18 protein-coding genes and 1 other annotated feature are annotated in these 17,079 nt (G+C 56.0%); of the genes, 11 read left to right on the top strand and 7 right to left on the bottom strand.

All coding sequences use genetic code 11. The features are described from left to right. Positions 1 to 2 precede the first annotated feature (2 nt). From rimM to ABLV76_RS02840, 5 genes are all read left to right on the top strand, one after another. A complete protein-coding gene (gene rimM, locus ABLV76_RS02860) occupies positions 3 to 551 on the top strand; it encodes a ribosome maturation factor RimM (protein WP_004150977.1) in 549 nt (182 codons plus the stop codon). A gap of 31 nt (positions 552 to 582) precedes the next feature. Next, positions 583 to 1,350, top strand: coding sequence for a tRNA (guanosine(37)-N1)-methyltransferase TrmD (gene trmD, locus ABLV76_RS02855; RefSeq protein ID WP_002914147.1), 768 nt, complete (start codon positions 583 to 585; stop codon positions 1,348 to 1,350). Between the two features lie 39 nt (positions 1,351 to 1,389). Next, positions 1,390 to 1,737: a 50S ribosomal protein L19 gene (gene rplS, locus ABLV76_RS02850; protein ID WP_002914145.1), complete on the top strand. Its 348-nt coding sequence runs from the start codon at positions 1,390 to 1,392 to the stop codon at positions 1,735 to 1,737. A 119-nt stretch (positions 1,738 to 1,856) separates the two neighbouring features. Continuing rightward, positions 1,857 to 2,318, top strand: coding sequence for a DUF2946 domain-containing protein (locus ABLV76_RS02845; protein ID WP_264924773.1), 462 nt, complete (start codon positions 1,857 to 1,859; stop codon positions 2,316 to 2,318). 53 nt (positions 2,319 to 2,371) lie between these two features. After that, positions 2,372 to 3,730 carry a PepSY-associated TM helix domain-containing protein gene (locus ABLV76_RS02840; protein WP_264924774.1) on the top strand — a complete coding sequence of 453 codons (1,359 nt, stop codon included), beginning with the start codon at positions 2,372 to 2,374 and terminating at the stop codon, positions 3,728 to 3,730. Positions 3,731 to 3,738: 8 nt separating this feature from the next. Here ABLV76_RS02840 and ABLV76_RS02835 read toward each other — a convergent pair whose 3' ends face one another. From ABLV76_RS02835 to ABLV76_RS02825, 3 genes are read right to left on the bottom strand one after another with little or no spacing between them, the layout of a single operon-like run. Next, a complete protein-coding gene (locus tag ABLV76_RS02835; protein WP_017900643.1) occupies positions 3,739 to 4,221 on the bottom strand; it encodes an OmpA family protein in 483 nt (160 codons plus the stop codon). Between the two features lie 13 nt (positions 4,222 to 4,234). Further along, complete coding sequence (dgcN, locus tag ABLV76_RS02830; RefSeq protein WP_004206845.1) at positions 4,235 to 5,458, bottom strand: diguanylate cyclase DgcN; 1,224 nt, start codon at positions 5,456 to 5,458, stop codon at positions 4,235 to 4,237. Further along, positions 5,451 to 5,960, bottom strand: coding sequence for a YfiR family protein (locus ABLV76_RS02825; protein ID WP_017900644.1), 510 nt, complete (start codon positions 5,958 to 5,960; stop codon positions 5,451 to 5,453). Before ABLV76_RS02825 ends, dgcN begins: the two co-directional genes overlap by 8 nt. 342 nt (positions 5,961 to 6,302) lie before the next feature. Here ABLV76_RS02825 and aroF point away from each other — a divergent pair, with 342 nt between their 5' ends. The 3 genes from aroF (at position 6,303) to ABLV76_RS02810 (ending at position 9,439) form a co-directional block, all read left to right on the top strand. Beyond that, positions 6,303 to 7,373 (top strand): 3-deoxy-7-phosphoheptulonate synthase AroF, encoded by a 1,071-nt coding sequence (gene aroF / locus ABLV76_RS02820; RefSeq protein WP_060656637.1) that lies wholly within the window; start codon positions 6,303 to 6,305, stop codon positions 7,371 to 7,373. Between the two features lie 9 nt (positions 7,374 to 7,382). Continuing rightward, on the top strand, positions 7,383 to 8,504 hold the full coding sequence (tyrA, locus tag ABLV76_RS02815; protein ID WP_049003974.1) for a bifunctional chorismate mutase/prephenate dehydrogenase: 1,122 nt from the start codon (positions 7,383 to 7,385) through the stop codon (positions 8,502 to 8,504). Between the two features lie 62 nt (positions 8,505 to 8,566). Beyond that, complete coding sequence (locus ABLV76_RS02810; protein WP_348878173.1) at positions 8,567 to 9,439, top strand: SMP-30/gluconolactonase/LRE family protein; 873 nt, start codon at positions 8,567 to 8,569, stop codon at positions 9,437 to 9,439. Here ABLV76_RS02810 and pheA read toward each other — a convergent pair. The 4 genes from pheA to bamD form a co-directional block, all read right to left on the bottom strand. Beyond that, positions 9,436 to 10,596, bottom strand: a complete 1,161-nt coding sequence (gene pheA, locus ABLV76_RS02805; RefSeq protein ID WP_049092790.1) for a bifunctional chorismate mutase/prephenate dehydratase — start codon at positions 10,594 to 10,596, stop codon at positions 9,436 to 9,438. The two genes, ABLV76_RS02810 and pheA, sit on opposite strands and share 4 nt — an antisense overlap. Before the next feature lie 24 nt (positions 10,597 to 10,620). Further along, positions 10,621 to 10,745 (bottom strand) — a sequence feature (Phe leader region). Continuing rightward, on the bottom strand, positions 10,697 to 10,744 hold the full coding sequence (gene pheL, locus ABLV76_RS02800) for a pheA operon leader peptide PheL (RefSeq protein WP_100250063.1): 48 nt from the start codon (positions 10,742 to 10,744) through the stop codon (positions 10,697 to 10,699). It overlaps the preceding feature by 48 nt. A 105-nt stretch (positions 10,746 to 10,850) precedes the next feature. After that, positions 10,851 to 11,186 (bottom strand): ribosome-associated translation inhibitor RaiA, encoded by a 336-nt coding sequence (gene raiA, locus ABLV76_RS02795; protein WP_002914111.1) that lies wholly within the window; start codon positions 11,184 to 11,186, stop codon positions 10,851 to 10,853. A gap of 271 nt (positions 11,187 to 11,457) precedes the next feature. Further along, complete coding sequence (gene bamD, locus ABLV76_RS02790) at positions 11,458 to 12,195, bottom strand: outer membrane protein assembly factor BamD (RefSeq protein WP_004145664.1); 738 nt, start codon at positions 12,193 to 12,195, stop codon at positions 11,458 to 11,460. Positions 12,196 to 12,326: 131 nt separating this feature from the next. On the opposite strand from bamD, the gene rluD reads away from it, so the two are divergent. The 3 genes from rluD (at position 12,327) to clpB (ending at position 16,737) form a co-directional block, all read left to right on the top strand. Further along, positions 12,327 to 13,307 carry a 23S rRNA pseudouridine(1911/1915/1917) synthase RluD gene (rluD, locus tag ABLV76_RS02785; protein WP_004206840.1) on the top strand — a complete coding sequence of 327 codons (981 nt, stop codon included), beginning with the start codon at positions 12,327 to 12,329 and terminating at the stop codon, positions 13,305 to 13,307. After that, a complete protein-coding gene (yfiH, locus tag ABLV76_RS02780) occupies positions 13,304 to 14,035 on the top strand; it encodes a purine nucleoside phosphorylase YfiH (RefSeq protein ID WP_023318894.1) in 732 nt (243 codons plus the stop codon). Before rluD ends, yfiH begins: the two co-directional genes overlap by 4 nt. Before the next feature lie 128 nt (positions 14,036 to 14,163). After that, the gene (clpB, locus tag ABLV76_RS02775; protein ID WP_004206837.1) at positions 14,164 to 16,737 is read left to right on the top strand and encodes an ATP-dependent chaperone ClpB; all 2,574 of its coding nucleotides are present in this window, start codon (positions 14,164 to 14,166) and stop codon (positions 16,735 to 16,737) included. Positions 16,738 to 17,079 lie beyond the last annotated feature (342 nt).

Here is a 17,079-nt window from a genome sequence, read left to right as displayed (position 1 = left end):
TGATGAGCAAGCAACACACCGCACAAGCACCTGTTGATCCGATCGTATTGGGGAAAATGGGTTCTTCCTACGGTATCCGTGGTTGGCTCAGAGTGTTTTCCTCCACCGAAGACGCCGAAAGCATTTTTGACTATCAGCCCTGGTTAATCCAGAAGGCGGGTCAGTGGCAGGTTGTTGAGCTGGAAAGCTGGCGCCACCACAATCAGGACATCATCATCAAGCTGAAAGGCGTTGACGATCGTGATGCCGCGAATCTACTGACTAATTGCGAAATTATCGTGGATTCATCGCAGTTGCCGGAGCTGGAAGAGGGTGACTACTACTGGAAAGACCTGATGGGCTGCCAGGTAGTGACGACGGAAGGCTATAGCCTCGGTAAAGTCATCGATATGATGGAAACCGGGTCTAATGACGTGCTCGTCATCAAGGCAAACCTGAAAGATGCATTTGGTATCAAGGAGCGGTTGGTTCCGTTCCTCGATGGGCAGGTTATCAAGAAAGTCGATCTCACTACGCGTACTATCGAAGTAGATTGGGATCCTGGTTTTTAAATTCTCCGGATAAACGGTAAAAGACGGCGCTATGTGGATTGGCATAATTAGCCTGTTTCCTGAAATGTTCCGCGCAATTACCGATTACGGGGTAACTGGCCGGGCAGTAAAAAATGGCCTGCTGAGCATCGAAAGCTGGAGTCCTCGCGACTTCACGCATGACCGGCACCGTACCGTGGACGATCGTCCTTACGGCGGCGGACCGGGGATGCTAATGATGGTGCAACCCTTACGGGATGCCATTCATGCAGCAAAAGCCGCGGCAGGTGAAGGCGCGAAGGTGATTTATCTGTCACCTCAGGGACGCAAGCTTGATCAAGCGGGCGTCAGCGAACTGGCAACGAATCAGAAACTGATTCTGGTGTGCGGTCGTTACGAAGGGATAGACGAGCGCGTAATCCAAACCGAAATTGACGAAGAATGGTCAATCGGCGATTACGTTCTCAGCGGTGGTGAGTTACCGGCAATGACGCTGATTGACTCCGTTTCCCGGTTCATTCCGGGAGTACTGGGCCATGAAGCATCGGCAACGGAAGATTCCTTTGCTGATGGGTTGCTGGATTGCCCCCACTATACCCGTCCTGAAGTGTTAGAAGAGATGGAAGTACCGCCAGTATTGCTGTCGGGAAACCATGCTGAGATACGTCGCTGGCGTCTGAAGCAGTCGCTGGGCCGCACCTGGCTTAGAAGACCTGAACTTCTGGAAAACCTGGCTCTGACTGAAGAGCAAGCAAAGCTGCTGGCGGAGTTCAAAACTGAACACGCGCAACAGCAGCATAAACATGATGGGCAGGCGTGAGCCCCCAATATCAGTTTACCCAGGATAAGAGATTAAATTATGAGCAACATTATTAAGCAACTTGAACAAGAACAGATGAAGCAGGACGTACCTTCCTTCCGTCCGGGTGATACCGTGGAAGTGAAAGTATGGGTTGTTGAAGGTTCCAAAAAACGTCTGCAGGCATTCGAGGGCGTGGTTATCGCTATTCGTAACCGCGGTCTGCACTCTGCATTCACTGTTCGCAAAATTTCCAACGGCGAAGGCGTTGAGCGTGTCTTCCAGACTCACTCTCCGGTAGTTGACAGCATTGCTGTTAAACGTCGTGGTGCTGTACGTAAAGCTAAACTGTACTACCTGCGTGAGCGCACTGGTAAGTCTGCTCGTATCAAAGAGCGTCTTAACTAAGATTCGCTTTCGCGACATCCTGACAAAAAGGGCTGGCCTCAGGGCCGGCCCTTTTTTTATCTTTGTTGTAACCATCGTGATGTAAATCATTTACAATACGCCCTCTATTCGGAGGGGCGGTGGTCAGTAACAGTTTTCAGCAAACGACACCTAAACGGCGAGCCGCCTGGCTGGCGCTGTTGGCGATCCTGCTGATCGTGGTGGCCCCCCTGATCTCCGTCTCCCTGCAAAAAGACCCTATGAGCGCCATGCCCGGCATGCACCACGCCATGATGGTGGACAGCTCGCCAGCGAGTATGGCGCAGATGCCCGGCCACGATATGGCGATGATGCACAGCACAGACGGTGCTACGCCTACCGGACACGAACTGCCGCTGGACCATGCCGAAGCCTGTGGCTATTGCGTGCTGTTAGCCCATGTCCCAGGGCTGATTTTCGCGCTGGCGCTGTTCGTCGCCATGCTCCTGCGGCGCATTCGCCTGCCGGCTTCTCGCCCGGTATTAAAACACTGGCGCTACTTTCCCTGGCTCTACCCCGAAACCCGCGCCCCGCCGCGGCTGTCTGCTTTTTCCCTTTCATAAAAATCAATCTGCGCACCGCGCAACGACCTCTTTTGCTTTAAAAAAGGAAAAGTATGACAACCTGCACCTCGCGCGCGGCATGGCTGAACCTGCTGCGTCGCCTCCATTTCTATATCGGGCTGTTTATCGGACCGTTTATCTTTGTCGCAGCCCTGACCGGTACGCTTTATGTGGCGACGCCGCAACTGGAAAACTGGCTCTATCACGATGCGCTGTATGGCCTTCCCGAAGGCACCCCGCAACCGCTCAGCGCCCAGATTGCGCTGGCCGAGGAAGCGACCCAGGGTAATCTGCGGCTGCTGGCGGTGCGTCCGGCCCCCGCGGTGGGCGAGACCACCCGCATTATGTTTGCCGATCCGCGTCTCGGGGAGTCGGAATCCCGGGCCATTTTTGTCGATCCGATCGCGCTGCGGGTGAAGGGCGATATGACGGTCTACGGCACCAGCGGCATCCTGCCGCTGCGTCAGTGGATTGACTATGCGCATCGTTCGCTGCTGTTGGGCGACAGCGGGCGGCTCTACAGCGAACTGGCTGCCTCATGGATGTGGGTGGCCGCGCTGGGGGGCATTGCCCTGTGGGCGATGACGCGTCCAAAACGGCGGATCAGTAACGCCCTGCAGAATCATCGTCGGCTGCACGTGACGCTGGGCTGGAGTTTACTGCTGGGCATGCTGCTCTTCTCCGCCACCGGCCTGACCTGGTCGCAATGGGCCGGCGGCAATGTTGATAAAATGCGGGCGGCTTTCGGCTGGTGGACGCCGCAGGTCAATACCCTGCTGCACGGTGAGGCACCGATGGCACACGATCCCCATGCCGGGCATCACAGGGAGGCGATGGCCATGACCCAGCATCAGCCCGCGCAGTTTGACCGGGCACTGGCGGTGGCCCGTCAGGCGGGGCTGAACGCCAGCCGGCTGGAGATCCGTCCCCCGGTATCAGACGGACGCGCCTGGACGGTGAATGAGATCGACCGCCGCTGGCCGACGCAGGTGGATGCGGTAGCGATCGATGGCGCCACGATGGAGGTGGTGGATCGCACCCATTTTGCCGACTTTCCTCTGATGGCGAAACTTACCCGCTGGGGCGTCGATTTCCATATGGGGATCCTCTTCGGTCTGGCGAATCAACTGCTGCTGGTGGGGTTTGGCTGTACGCTGTGCGTAACCATCGCCGTGGGGTACCGGCTGTGGTGGATGCGCCGTCCGCCTCAGGCCGTCTGGGATCCGGCGCATTCGCTGCTGCGGGCGTGGCTGTCGCTCGCCTGGCCTGCCCGTGGGCTGGTGCTGGGGATAGCGTTAGCCCTGGGTCTGGCCATGCCATTGATGGGCATCAGCCTGGTGTTGTTCATTGCCGTTGACTACCTGCGCTGGCGCGCGGCAACGGCAATGAGGATGGCGAAGTCCAGCGATTAAGCGGACGTTTACGGCGTGCTGATGACCACCGTAACCCGGCGGTTTTCAGCGCGCCCGGCCGCGGTGTCGTTGCTGGCGATCGGGTATTTTTTGCCAAGGCCGCGGGTGACTAAATTACTGCGCGGGATATGGGCGCCTTCCGCCCAGGCATCGGCTACGCTGTTGGCCCGCTTAAGCGACAGGGCTTCGTTATAGCTATCCTCACCATAATTATCGGTGTGGCCTTCAAGGCGGCTATGCGTTATCCCGGTTGTCGCCAGCCGCGAGGCCATTTGGGTGATCTGCTGGCGGCTGTCGGGACGTAGTCGGTAGTCATTCTTGTCAAACAGGATGCTATCGGATAAGCCCAGGGACCAATCGCCGTTGCTTTCAGTGAAGCCGTAAGATTTCATCGCCGCCACCTGCTCGGGGGTAAATTTTCCCTGAGGAGCCTGGCAACCTGTCAAAAGCGCCGCCGCCATCAGGGCGGGGGCGAAATATTTCGTGATCATAATGCGTCCTTTATTATTTCAGCGTCTGCTGGATACGTTGGTTTTTCATCCGATACATATTCTGATCGGCAAGTTCTTGCAGTGATTCCGCAGTGGCGTGCTCCCACGCCAGGGCATAACCGACACTCAGCGAGAGCGTGGCGCTATGGCCATTGTGCAGATTGAATGGCGGAAGAAATTGTTCCGACAGCGCCTGGCACAGGGCCTGGACTTCTGCTTCCGAGCGCACCTCGCGCAGCAGAACGGCAAACTCATCGCCGCCGAGACGCCACGCCAGATGGCGTTTACCGGCGAAAGTCATCAGGCGGCTGGCGACTTCCATCAGCACTTTATCGCCCGCCGCATGTCCCCAGTTGTCATTGATCAATTTGAAGTTATCGCCATCGAGAAACAGTAACGCTGAGGTCTGGTGATCCACTTCATTTTTCATCAGCTCGGCAAGCGCGTTGCGAAAGGCGGCGCGGTTAGCCAGGCCGGTCAACGGATCGTGTAACGAGCTGCGCAACAGCTGAGCATTTTTGGCCTGCAGCTGGCGCTGCCAGTCCTCCATCTCCCCCAGCAGACTGTTAAAGTCCTGGGCAAACAGATGGAACTCCTCGATACGCTCCTCCGGCACCCGCCGGGAGAAGTGGCGGTTTTCGCGAATATCATGCACGACCTCGGTGATGCTCTGCAGGGCGGCGACGATCCCCCGGTGCAGGGAGTGGGTCAGCAGCAGGCCGATAAACGAGGCGAGCAGAATGCTGCCTGTCAGTACCAGAATCGAGATGCCCAGAAAGTGGCTAATTAGTTCATCAAGCGCGGTTAGTCGCAGCTCGCCGATTTGTTTGCCCTGGTGCCAGATGGGCTGCACCGTGGGCTCCGGAAACAGCCATTTACTGATAAGGCCGCTCACTTGTTCTTTGTTGGCCAGCGGTTCGTGGCGCCATGCGGCGAAGGGCTGCTTCTGGCCGTTGAGCACGATTGCCTGGGAAATCTGCCCTTGCTTCCCCAGCGAAGCGAGGGTCTCCTCTGCTGCCGCGCTGTCGCCAAACACCAGGGCGGCTTCGAGACTGCGGCCCATGGTCGCGGCAGTGAGCTCAAGGTTTTTCTGCGCGTACTGCTTGAGCGTGAAAATAGAGGCCGTGCTCAGCAGCAGCCAGACCAGCGTCATGGAAATCACCACGCTTATCACGCTAATGCGACGCAACGCGCGTTTGAACGTCGGGCGCGATGTCTGTGAAAAGTCCTTATTCATGTGGTTTCTTCCGGGCAAGCATCAGGACGTCCGGGTTAACCCGAACCCCGCTGTGCGTCAGAACGTCCAGATTAACGGAGAAGCGGACCCTGTCGTCGTTGATGATCAGGCAAAACGCGCTACCAATTGAGCAATCCGTATTTTGTTCTGCGATGAGTAACAGCGGCCTCGAGCCATAGCGGCGAGTTAATTCCGACTGTTGGGTCGGCGATTCGCTGCCAAAATAAAAACCATCGCAGGTTGTTTTTAACGCTTCTTCACTATTACGTACTATCACCGGTTGATAGGGCAATGCATCCGGATCTTCATGAGCCAGGCTATGGGTGAAGCGTGATGAGGCAAAAATGCACAGCTTCGGCGCCCCTGTTAATGACGGCCAACGGGTATAGGTCACGATCCCGGAAACAATCGCGCGAACATGTTCTGAAGGTCCGGCAGCAAAAACAGGAGATACCGCGATGAGAAAAAATACAGTCAATAAAAGACGGTGTAATACTGTCATTAACGCTTCCGTCAAATTCGCCCTGGCGCGGGAAAAGCCGCTGCCGATGCCCGGCGAAGAATATCACTGATAGCAAAACCCGTCATTAGATGCGCCCTTTGCTTTGGGACAAATCTCACCAGGATTTTTCGTAATGCCGATGGCTCTGATGAGCCATTTTGGCGCGATTTCGCTATGTGTAAATATTTTTGTACGTTTAATGCCGTGGTAAGTGCCAATTAATTTATTGGTGTAAAGTAAAATTTACGGAATATGGATTGAATTCTTTACTTTGTATGGTATCGTTACGTCATGCCCGCTGAGGCAACCCCTATCGCAAACGAGCTACACAGGATCGCAATCATGCAAAAAGACGCGCTGAATAACGTACATATTACCGACGAACATGTGTTAATGACCCCGGAGCAACTGAAGGCGGAATTCCCCCTGAGCGTTGAACAGGAAGCGCAGATCGCGCACGCCCGTGAAACCATCTCCGATATCATCGCCGGCCGCGATCCGCGCCTGCTGGTGGTCTGCGGTCCTTGCTCCATTCACGATCCGGAAGCTGCGATCGAATATGCTCGTCGGTTTAAAGCCCTTGCCGAAGAGGTCAGCGATAGCCTCTACCTGGTGATGCGCGTCTATTTTGAAAAACCCCGTACTACCGTCGGCTGGAAGGGGCTGATTAACGATCCGCATATGGATGGTTCGTTTGATGTTGAAGGCGGCCTGAAGATTGCGCGTCGTCTGCTGGTCGAGCTCGTGAATATGGGACTGCCGCTGGCGACGGAAGCGCTGGATCCCAACAGCCCGCAGTACCTTGGGGATCTGTTCAGCTGGTCCGCCATCGGCGCGCGAACCACGGAATCTCAGACGCACCGCGAAATGGCCTCTGGTCTTTCCATGCCGGTAGGCTTTAAAAATGGCACCGACGGCAGCCTGGCCACGGCCATCAACGCCATGCGCGCCGCGGCGATGCCGCACCGTTTCGTCGGTATCAACCAGGCCGGGCAGGTCTGCCTGCTGCAAACGCAGGGTAACCCGAACGGCCATGTGATCCTCCGCGGCGGTAAGGCGCCAAACTACGGTCCGGACGATGTGGCGAAATGCGAAAAAGAGATGGCGCAGGCGGGACTGAAGCCGTCGCTGATGGTAGATTGCAGTCATGGGAACTCCAATAAAGATTTCCGCCGCCAGCCGGCCGTGGCTGAATCCGTTGTCGCGCAGATTAAAGATGGCAATCGCTCCATTATCGGCCTGATGATCGAGAGTAATATCCACGAGGGCAATCAGTCCTCTGAACAGCCGCGTGAGGCGATGAAATACGGCGTTTCGGTAACGGATGCCTGCATCAGCTGGGAAACCACCGATGCGCTACTGCGTGAACTGGATAAGGATCTCCGCGGCCACCTGGCGGCCCGTTTGGTGTAAGAGGAAAGTATGGTTGCTGAACTGACCGCGTTACGCGATCAAATTGATGAAGTAGATAAAGCGTTGCTTAGCCTGCTGGCTAAGCGCCTGGAACTGGTGGCCGAAGTCGGCGAGGTGAAGAGCCAGTATGGCCTGCCGATTTACGTCCCGGAACGCGAGGCGGCGATGCTCGCCTCCCGGCGTGAAGAGGCGGCTGCGCTCGGCGTTCCACCGGATCTGATCGAGGACATTCTGCGTCGCGTGATGCGCGAATCCTATTCCAGCGAAAACGACAAAGGCTTCAAAACCCTTTACCCGAATCTGCGGCCGGTAGTGATCGTCGGCGGCGGCGGGCAGATGGGGCGTCTGTTTGAGAAGATGTTAACGCTGTCCGGCTACCAGGTGCGCATTCTGGAAAAAGAGGACTGGGCGCGGGCGACGGATATCGTCGCCGATGCCGGCATGGTCATTGTCAGCGTGCCGATTCACACCACCGTGGAGACGATCGCCAGGCTGCCGCCGCTGCCGGCGGATTGCATTCTGGTCGACCTTGCCTCGGTTAAAGCAGAGCCGCTGCAGGCGATGCTGGCGGCGCATCAGGGCCCGGTACTCGGCCTGCACCCGATGTTTGGTCCGGACAGCGGCAGCCTTGCCAAGCAGGTGGTGGTCTACTGCGATGGCCGCCAGCCAGAGGCCTATCAGTGGTTCCTCGAGCAAATTCAGGTCTGGGGCGCGCGCCTGCATCGCATCAGCGCGGTGGAGCACGATCAGAACATGGCCTTTATTCAGGCGTTGCGCCACTTTGCCACCTTCGCCTATGGGCTGCATCTGGCGGAAGAGAATGTGCGCCTTGAGCAGTTGCTGGCGCTCTCGTCACCCATTTACCGGCTGGAGCTGGCGATGGTGGGCCGTCTGTTTGCCCAGGATCCGCAGCTCTACGCCGACATTATTATGTCTTCGGAAAACAACCTGGCGCTGATTAAGCGCTACTACCAGCGGTTTGGCGAGGCGATCGGTCTGCTGGAGCAGGGCGATAAGCAGGCGTTTATCGATAGCTTCCGTAAAGTCGAACACTGGTTTGGCGATTACGCGCAGCGTTTCCAGAGCGAGAGCCGCACGCTGCTGCGTCAGGCGAACGATAATCGGCAGTAAAGCGAAAAAGGTGTATACAATAAAGCCAGCGACCGCTGGCTTTTTTTATAGGGATGACAACGATGGCTGAACCACAACCGCTGTTTGACTACACCGGATACCTGCCGGAATGCCCGACCTGGAGCGAGGCAGAGCAGGCCCTCTACTGGGCTGATATTATGGAATGTGAAATTCACCGCTACGATACCCGCAGCGGCGAACACCAGGTGCTGCAATTTCCGGAGGAGGTCGGCTGTTTTTCCTTGCGCGAGAAGGGTGGGTTTATCGTTGCATTGCGCAGCGGTATCTGGCTGACCGACGCCCACGGTCTGCTACGGCGTAAAGTCTGCGATAACCCGAGCAATCCGGAACTGGCGCGGTTTAACGATGGTGGGACCGATCGCGATGGGCGCTTTTATGCCGGCACCTTCTGGGGCCCGGGGGATTATAACGGCGCGCTGCTGATGCGGGTCGATAACGACCTGAAGCCGACGGTGATCCAGTGTAACATCCATGGCGCCAACGGTCTGGCGTTTAGCGCCGACCGGCGCTGGATGTATACCTCCGATACGCCGAACGCCGTGATCTACCGTACGCCGCTGGATGAGCAGGGTGAGCCTGGCCGGCGCGAAGTCTTTCGCCGTTTTCAGCCTGGCGAAGGGATACCGGACGGGGCGGCGATTGACGTGGAGGGGTGTTACTGGAGCGCAATGTTTGACGGCTGGCGGATCGCCCGTTTCTCTCCGCAGGGTGAGGAGCTGGAGTCCTACCCGATGCCGGTACGTTGCCCGACGATGGTCTGCTTTGGCGGGGCGGATATGCAAACGCTCTATATCACCACCAGCCGGGAAAACATGGAGGACGATGAGCTGGCGCAGTATCCGCTGTCCGGCGCCATCTTCACCCTGCCGGTGGCGGTGGCAGGGATGAAGAAATTACCGTTCCGCGAACGTTAAACCGGATCCACCGGCACGACGTTTTCGCTGGGGTAGCAACCGAGAACCTTCATGGAGCGGGTGATCTCCGCCAGCTCCTTCAGCGCCTTGCGCATGGGCAGCGAGTCCAGGTTTGCCTGAATATCGAGATAAAACATCTCTTCCCACGGATTGCCATGGATGGGGCGAGATTCCAGTTTGGTCATGATCAGATTGTGATTGCGCAGCACCAGTAAGGCTTCCACCAGGGCACCCGCCTGCTGACCGGTCGCCATTAACAGCGTGGTCTTCGCCGGAACCTGATCGGAGACGTTTACCGATTTGCGCGCCAGAACGAGGAAGCGCGTAATATTCTGCGTCTGGTTGGCCTGGCAGTGCTCCAGCACCTGCAGGCCGTACAGAGCGCCGCCCGCTTCGCTGCCCAGCGCCGCGACGGTCGGGGCGTTCGCCTGCGCGACTTTTTCCATCGCCGCTGAGGTGCTCTCGGTATATTCAATCTTCCAGTGCGGGTAGCGACTCAGATACTGGCTACACTGCTGGAACGGTTGCGGATGGCTGTAGACGGTCTGAATTTTATCGGCATCCGTCGAGGTGCTGACCAGTACGCAATGATCGATAGGGATCGTCAGCTCGCCTACGATCGACAGGCTGGTGTGCTGCAGCAGATCGTAGACATCGTTGATCCCGCCGGAGCTGGTGTTTTCAATCGGCACTACGGCGTAATCGGCCTGGCCGGTTTCCACCTGATTAAAAATATCGGCGAACTTCGCGCAGCCGCTTTCAATAAACTGCTCAAAGTGGCGAGCGGCGTACTGACGCGCCGCCAGATGCGAATAAGAGCCTTTGGGACCGAGGAACGCCACGCGAGCCGAATGCGGGTTAATTTTATTCAAATGCTGCTGCAGCAGGGTTTGCTGGGTCAGTACAGAGTCTTCGATAATCAGCTGGAACAGGCGGGTGATGTAATGAGCGTCCAGATTATGGCGCTTGCCGAGGGTCATCAGACGCTCCAGCAGATCGCGTTCGCGGTCAATATCACGCACCGGGCGATGGGAGGCCAGTTTGGCTTTACCAACCTCAACAGCCAGCCCGCGACGCTCCGCCAGCAGAGCAAGCAGTTTCTCATCCAGCGCGCTTATCTTGTCGCGCAGCGCCAGTAATGGGTTTTCCTCGGTCATAGATGTTGCCTTTGTTGTTATCCAATAAAAAAGGCCTCCCGGGTGGGAGGCCTTATTGTTCGTCTTCGCATTCTTTCTTATACGACGAATTGCCTCCCGGTCAGGGGAAGGTAAAAAAGAATGCGAAGAAGAACGGGACGAGTTTCATGATGAATTCCTTTAAGTAGTGGGGATTACAGTACCTGTACTGTTTTCACTCTGTCAATAAAAAACGCGCCCGAAGGCGCGTGGCATGACACAACTTAAGTTAAGGATTACTCTTCTTCTTCCACAAAGCCTGCCTCTTTCACCGACGTCGCGGCGCGGCGGGCTTCCCCTTTGTGTTGCACTTTATTGAGCTGCCGTTCCAGCTTGTTGATCAATTCGTTAATGGCGGCGTACATATCTTCATGACGCGCACTGGCAACCAGATGGCCGTTTGGCGTGTTGATGGTTGCATCGGCGATAAAACCCTGCGGCTCCTTAGACAGAATGATGTGCGGGTTAATTAAATGAGTTTGCCACTTATCCAGTTTGGCGAGACGGTCTGCGACATGCTGGCGGATTGCCGGAGTAATTTCCATTTGTTTACTGGTAATGTTCATTGTCATAAATTTTACCTCTTGTCTTTCCCGTCTTGGTGAATCCAGCATACCTTTCCTAATGTCAAAATGTGTGATCTAAATCACGTTTTATTGTCACTTTTTGTCAACGAATTCATTTTGTGAGACAGGGCAGGAAGAAGTGAGATTTTACTTGTCGAACCTGCCAAAGCAGGCCATATTTGATGAGTTAACTCGACGCTAAACCGCTTCAGCTAACCAGGATAACGAATAAAAAAACGGCAGCCAGTGGCTGCCGTTTGCGATCCATGAGTCAGGCTCAGGTGTTCTTACTGTTCGCGGCGATAATCTTCGCGACTTTGTCCGCCTGAGCATTCATCTGCATTTGACGATAGGCATTTTCCATCTTCGGCAGGGCATCGCGGGTGGCCTGGGTATCCGGATAGTTACGCATCATACCTTCCACGCGGTTAACGACGGCAACCCATGCGCCGCGGTCGGTGTAGTAATCCACCACCGACAGCTCATACTTCGCCAGGCGATCTTTCAGGAATACCATGCGCTTATAGGCGTCCGTGGCATACTGGCTGTTCGGGTAGCCACGTACCAGTTTGGAGAAGTCATTGAAGGCATCGCGCGCGTGCTGCGGATCGCGGTCGGAACGATCGACGCCGAAGAAGCCCTGCAGGGCGCTGTCATCCAGAGCCATGTTGGTCAGGCCGCGCATATAGATGACGTAGTCGATGTTCGGATGGGTGGGATTCAAGCGCATGAAGCGATCGATGGCCGCTTGAGCCAGCGGCAGATCGGCGTTTTTGTAATACGCATAAATCAGATCCAGCTGTACCTGTTGGGAATAAGGGCCGAATGGATAACGGTTATCCAACGCTTCCAGTTGCGTTATCGCCTGTTTCCAGTTACCGTCCTGCAGTTTTTGCTGGGCGGTCGCGTAGATTTCATTCGGCGGATTATCAGGCACCTCTTCCTTAGAGCCGGAGCAACCCACCAAAGCCAGGCTCAGTGTGGCGGCTGCCACCAGGTATTTCATGCGCGTCATGACGTTTTGACTTCCTCAAAATGTTTATGCGGGAGAATCTCTGTTCCTGCTCCCGATTAAGACCAGCTACAATAGCACACTATATTAAACGGCAAAGCCGTAAAACCCAACGTTAAACGAAGAAGCTGTATATGGCACAACGAGTACAACTCACCGCAACGGTGACCGAAAATCAACTCGGTCAACGCTTAGATCAGGCTTTGGCCGAATTGTTCCCTGATTATTCGCGATCGCGGATAAAAGAATGGATCCTCGACCAACGCGTATTAGTCAATGGCACCATTGGCGATAAACCGAAAGAAAAAGTGCTGGGGGGAGAACGCATCGCTATCGATGTGGAAATCGAAGAAGAGGCGCGCTTCCAGCCGCAGGATATTCCGCTCAATATCGTTTACGAAGATGATGACATCATCGTGATCAACAAACCGCGCGATCTGGTTGTACATCCTGGCGCGGGCAACCCTGACGGTACTGTGCTGAATGCGCTGCTGCACTACTATCCGCCTATTGCCGATGTGCCGCGTGCGGGTATCGTCCACCGTCTGGATAAAGACACCACCGGTCTGATGGTGGTGGCGAAAACCATTCCAGCGCAAACCCGGCTGGTGGAGTCGCTGCAGTTGCGCGAGATCACCCGTGAATACGAAGCGGTGGCGATCGGTCATATGACCGCCGGCGGTACGGTTGAAGAACCGATCAGCCGTCATCCGACCAAGCGTACCCATATGGCGGTGCACCCGATGGGCAAACCGGCGGTGACCCACTACCGCATTATGGAACATTTCCGCATCCATACCCGCCTGCGCCTGCGTCTGGAAACCGGTCGTACGCATCAGATCCGCGTGCATATGTCGCATATCACCCATCCGCTGGTAGGCGACCAGGTGTATGGCGGCCGCCCGCGTCCGCCGAAGGGCGCGTCGGAGGAGTTCATCACCGCGCTGCGTAAATTCGACCGCCAGGCGCTGCACGCCACCATGCTACGTCTGTACCACCCGATTACCGGCATTGAAATGGAGTGGCACGCGCCCATCCCACAAGATATGGTCGAGCTCATCGAGGCGATGCGCGCCGATTTTGAAGCCCATAAGGACGATATTGACTGGTTATGACTAAACTGATTGTACCGCAGTGGCCAATGCCCGGCAGCGTGGCGGCCTGTAGTTCTACCCGCATCGGCGGCGTGAGTCTGCCGCCCTATGACTCGCTCAACCTGGGCGCCCATTGCGGCGACAATCTGCAGCATGTCGAAGAAAACCGGCGGAGGATGTTTGCCGCCGGCGGCTTACCGTCTTACCCGGTTTGGCTGGAGCAGGTTCATGGTACCGATGTGCTCACGCTGGACGGCGGACCCTATCCGTCGAAACGCGCGGATGCCTCTTATAGCCGTACGCCAGGGACTGTCTGCGCGGTGATGACCGCTGACTGCCTGCCGGTCCTGTTCTGTAACCGCGCCGGTACCGAAGTCGCCGCGGCGCATGCGGGATGGCGCGGCTTATGTGAAGGGGTTCTGGAAGAGACGGTCGCCCGTTTCGCCGATAAAGCCGAAAACATTATGGCGTGGCTGGGACCCGCCATCGGTCCGCAGGCGTTTGAGGTGGGCCCAGAAGTTCGCGACGCTTTTATGGCTAAGGATGAGAATGCGCATCAGGCTTTTCGTCCGGCAGGCGAAAAATATTTTGCTGATATCTACCAGCTGGCTCGGCAGCGCCTGGCAAACGTCGGCGTTGAGCAGATTTTCGGCGGCGATCGCTGCACGCTAAGCGAAAAGGATGATTTTTTCTCTTACCGGCGCGACAAGACCACCGGTCGTATGGCAAGTTTCATTTGGCTGATATAACCTAGAGAATCAAGACGATCCAGAAGGCAAACTTATTTTTCGCATAGTTCAGGTCTTTAACCTTGAATAATTGAGGGATGACCTCATTTAATCTCCAGTAGCAAATTTGACCTGTTATGGGAGGAGTTATGCGTCTGGATCGTCTTACCAATAAATTCCAGCTTGCTCTTGCCGATGCCCAGTCGCTTGCACTCGGGCACGACAACCAATTCATCGAACCTCTTCATTTAATGAGCGCCTTGCTGAATCAGGAAGGGGGATCGGTACGTCCTTTATTAACCTCGGCGGGCGTGAATGCCGGGAAACTGCGCACTGACATCGAACAGGCTCTGAGCCGTTTACCGCAGGTGGAAGGCACCGGCGGCGATGTGCAACCTTCTCAGGATTTAGTGCGGATCCTGAACCTTTGCGACAAGCTGGCGCAAAAGAAAAAGGACAACTTTATATCGTCAGAACTGTTTGTTCTGGCGGCGCTTGAATCACGCGGTACGCTGACCGACCTTTTAAAATCCGCCGGAGCAACAACCGCCAACGTGACTCAGGCGATTGAACAAATGCGCGGAGGTGAAAGCGTGAACGATCAGGGTGCCGAAGACCAACGTCAGGCATTGAAGAAATTTACCGTCGATCTCACCGAGCGTGCCGAACAGGGCAAGCTGGACCCGGTTATCGGCCGTGATGAAGAGATCCGCCGTACCATTCAGGTATTGCAGCGCCGTACCAAAAACAATCCGGTGCTGATTGGTGAACCCGGGGTGGGTAAAACCGCTATCGTCGAAGGCCTGGCGCAGCGTATCGTCAACGGCGAAGTGCCGGAAGGGCTGAAAGGCCGCCGGGTGCTGGCGCTGGATATGGGCGCGCTGGTGGCCGGGGCGAAATACCGCGGTGAGTTTGAAGAGCGTCTGAAAGGCGTGCTGACCGACCTGTCGAAACAGGAAGGCAACGTCATTCTGTTTATCGACGAACTGCATACCATGGTTGGCGCTGGTAAAGCCGACGGCGCGATGGACGCGGGCAACATGCTGAAGCCGGCGCTGGCGCGTGGTGAACTGCACTGCGTCGGGGCGACGACGCTTGACGAATACCGTCAGTACATTGAAAAAGACGCTGCGCTGGAGCGCCGCTTCCAGAAGGTGTTCGTCGCCGAGCCGTCGGTAGAAGATACCATCGCTATTCTGCGCGGTCTGAAAGAACGTTATGAACTGCACCACCATGTGCAGATCACCGACCCGGCTATCGTGGCGGCGGCGACCTTGTCGCATCGCTACATTGCCGACCGGCAGCTGCCGGATAAAGCCATCGACCTTATCGATGAGGCGGCGTCCAGCATCCGTATGCAGATCGACTCGAAGCCGGAAGAGCTGGACCGTCTCGATCGCCGCATCATCCAGTTGAAACTGGAGCAGCAGGCGCTGAAGAAAGAGTCTGATGAGGCGAGTCTGAAGCGTCTTGATATGCTCAACGAGGAGCTGGCGGATAAAGAACGGCAGTACTCGGTGCTGGAAGAAGAGTGGAAAGCGGAAAAAGCGTCCCTCTCCGGCACCCAGACCATCAAAGCCGAGCTGGAGCAGGCGAAAATCGCCATCGAACAGGCGCGTCGCGTCGGTGACCTGGCGCGGATGTCCGAGCTGCAGTACGGCAAAATTCCGGAACTGGAGAAACAGCTGGCGGCAGCCACTCAGTCCGAAGGAAAAACCATGCGTCTGCTGCGTAATAAAGTGACGGATGCTGAAATCGCCGAAGTGCTGGCCCGCTGGACCGGTATCCCGGTCTCCCGCATGATGGAAAGCGAGCGTGACAAACTGCTGCGTATGGAGCAGGAACTGCATCATCGGGTGATTGGTCAGGATGAGGCGGTTGAAGCAGTATCTAACGCTATTCGCCGTAGCCGTGCCGGGCTGTCCGATCCGAACCGGCCGATTGGTTCATTCCTGTTCCTCGGTCCGACCGGGGTCGGTAAAACCGAGCTGTGTAAAACGCTGGCTAACTTTATGTTCGACAGCGACGACGCAATGGTGCGTATCGATATGTCCGAGTTTATGGAGAAACACTCCGTCTCGCGTCTGGTCGGTGCGCCTCCGGGATACGTCGGTTATGAAGAGGGCGGTTACCTGACCGAGGCGGTGCGCCGTCGTCCTTATTCCGTCATCCTGCTGGATGAAGTGGAAAAAGCGCACCCGGATGTGTTCAACATTCTGCTGCAGGTACTCGACGACGGGCGCCTCACCGATGGCCAGGGGAGAACGGTCGACTTCCGTAACACGGTGGTCATCATGACCTCGAACCTCGGTTCCGATTTGATTCAGGAACGGTTCGGCGAGCTGGATTACGGACATATGAAGGACCTGGTGCTGGGGGTTGTCAGCCAGAACTTCCGTCCGGAGTTCATCAACCGTATCGATGAAGTGGTGGTCTTCCATCCGCTGGGTGAGAAACACATTGCTTCTATTGCCCAGATCCAGCTGCAGCGTCTGTATAAACGTCTGGAAGAGCGCGGATATGAAGTGCGGATGTCCGATGAGGCGTTGAAGTTACTAAGCGCCAACGGATACGATCCGGTATACGGCGCGCGGCCACTGAAACGCGCTATTCAGCAGCAGATTGAGAACCCGTTGGCTCAGCAGATCCTTTCCGGTGAGCTGATTCCGGGTAAAACCGTCGAGCTGGTAGTGAAAGACGACCGCATCGTGGCAGTGCAGTAAGTCACAAAACGACAAAAACGGGCCCAGCGGGCTCGTTTTTGTTTAAAAACCAGGCAAGAATTAAAGCTCAACACCTGATTTGGTTGAAAAGTGAGCGATTGAATTCTTTTTTTGAATTTATCCTTGTCACTTCAGAATTACCCCCTATAATGCGCCTCCACTGACACGGAACAACGGCAAGCAAGCCGCCGGGGCAGCAGGATTCAACGGCGAAAGATAACGTTGAAGCCGACAGAGAAAAGCAAAATAAGCGCTTGACTCTGAATGAGGAAAACGTATTATACGGGACCTCGCGACAGAGCGCTAAAGCGCGTCGCAACTGCTCTTTAACAATTTATCAGA

The sequence above is a fragment of the Klebsiella sp. GB_Kp047 genome, from assembly GCF_040065235.1.
Classification (GTDB): Bacteria; Pseudomonadota; Gammaproteobacteria; order Enterobacterales; family Enterobacteriaceae; genus Klebsiella; species Klebsiella quasipneumoniae.
The sequence above is the reverse complement of the archived record's forward strand: the minus strand, read 5'-3'. Positions and strand labels throughout refer to the sequence as shown.

What these genes read in the sequence shown, in the direction of transcription:
- rimM (WP_004150977.1), top strand. Translation starts at nt 3, where the DNA reads ATGAGCAAGCAACACACCGCACAAGCACCTGTTGATCCGATCGTATTG.
- trmD (WP_002914147.1), top strand. Translation starts at nt 583, where the DNA reads ATGTGGATTGGCATAATTAGCCTGTTTCCTGAAATGTTCCGCGCAATT.
- rplS (WP_002914145.1), top strand. Translation starts at nt 1,390, where the DNA reads ATGAGCAACATTATTAAGCAACTTGAACAAGAACAGATGAAGCAGGAC.
- ABLV76_RS02840 (WP_264924774.1), top strand. Translation starts at nt 2,372, where the DNA reads ATGACAACCTGCACCTCGCGCGCGGCATGGCTGAACCTGCTGCGTCGC.
- ABLV76_RS02835 (WP_017900643.1), bottom strand. Translation starts at nt 4,221, where the DNA reads ATGATCACGAAATATTTCGCCCCCGCCCTGATGGCGGCGGCGCTTTTG.
- dgcN (WP_004206845.1), bottom strand. Translation starts at nt 5,458, where the DNA reads ATGAATAAGGACTTTTCACAGACATCGCGCCCGACGTTCAAACGCGCG.
- ABLV76_RS02825 (WP_017900644.1), bottom strand. Translation starts at nt 5,960, where the DNA reads ATGACAGTATTACACCGTCTTTTATTGACTGTATTTTTTCTCATCGCG.
- aroF (WP_060656637.1), top strand. Translation starts at nt 6,303, where the DNA reads ATGCAAAAAGACGCGCTGAATAACGTACATATTACCGACGAACATGTG.
- tyrA (WP_049003974.1), top strand. Translation starts at nt 7,383, where the DNA reads ATGGTTGCTGAACTGACCGCGTTACGCGATCAAATTGATGAAGTAGAT.
- ABLV76_RS02810 (WP_348878173.1), top strand. Translation starts at nt 8,567, where the DNA reads ATGGCTGAACCACAACCGCTGTTTGACTACACCGGATACCTGCCGGAA.
- pheA (WP_049092790.1), bottom strand. Translation starts at nt 10,596, where the DNA reads ATGACCGAGGAAAACCCATTACTGGCGCTGCGCGACAAGATAAGCGCG.
- raiA (WP_002914111.1), bottom strand. Translation starts at nt 11,186, where the DNA reads ATGACAATGAACATTACCAGTAAACAAATGGAAATTACTCCGGCAATC.
- bamD (WP_004145664.1), bottom strand. Translation starts at nt 12,195, where the DNA reads ATGACGCGCATGAAATACCTGGTGGCAGCCGCCACACTGAGCCTGGCT.
- rluD (WP_004206840.1), top strand. Translation starts at nt 12,327, where the DNA reads ATGGCACAACGAGTACAACTCACCGCAACGGTGACCGAAAATCAACTC.
- yfiH (WP_023318894.1), top strand. Translation starts at nt 13,304, where the DNA reads ATGACTAAACTGATTGTACCGCAGTGGCCAATGCCCGGCAGCGTGGCG.
- clpB (WP_004206837.1), top strand. Translation starts at nt 14,164, where the DNA reads ATGCGTCTGGATCGTCTTACCAATAAATTCCAGCTTGCTCTTGCCGAT.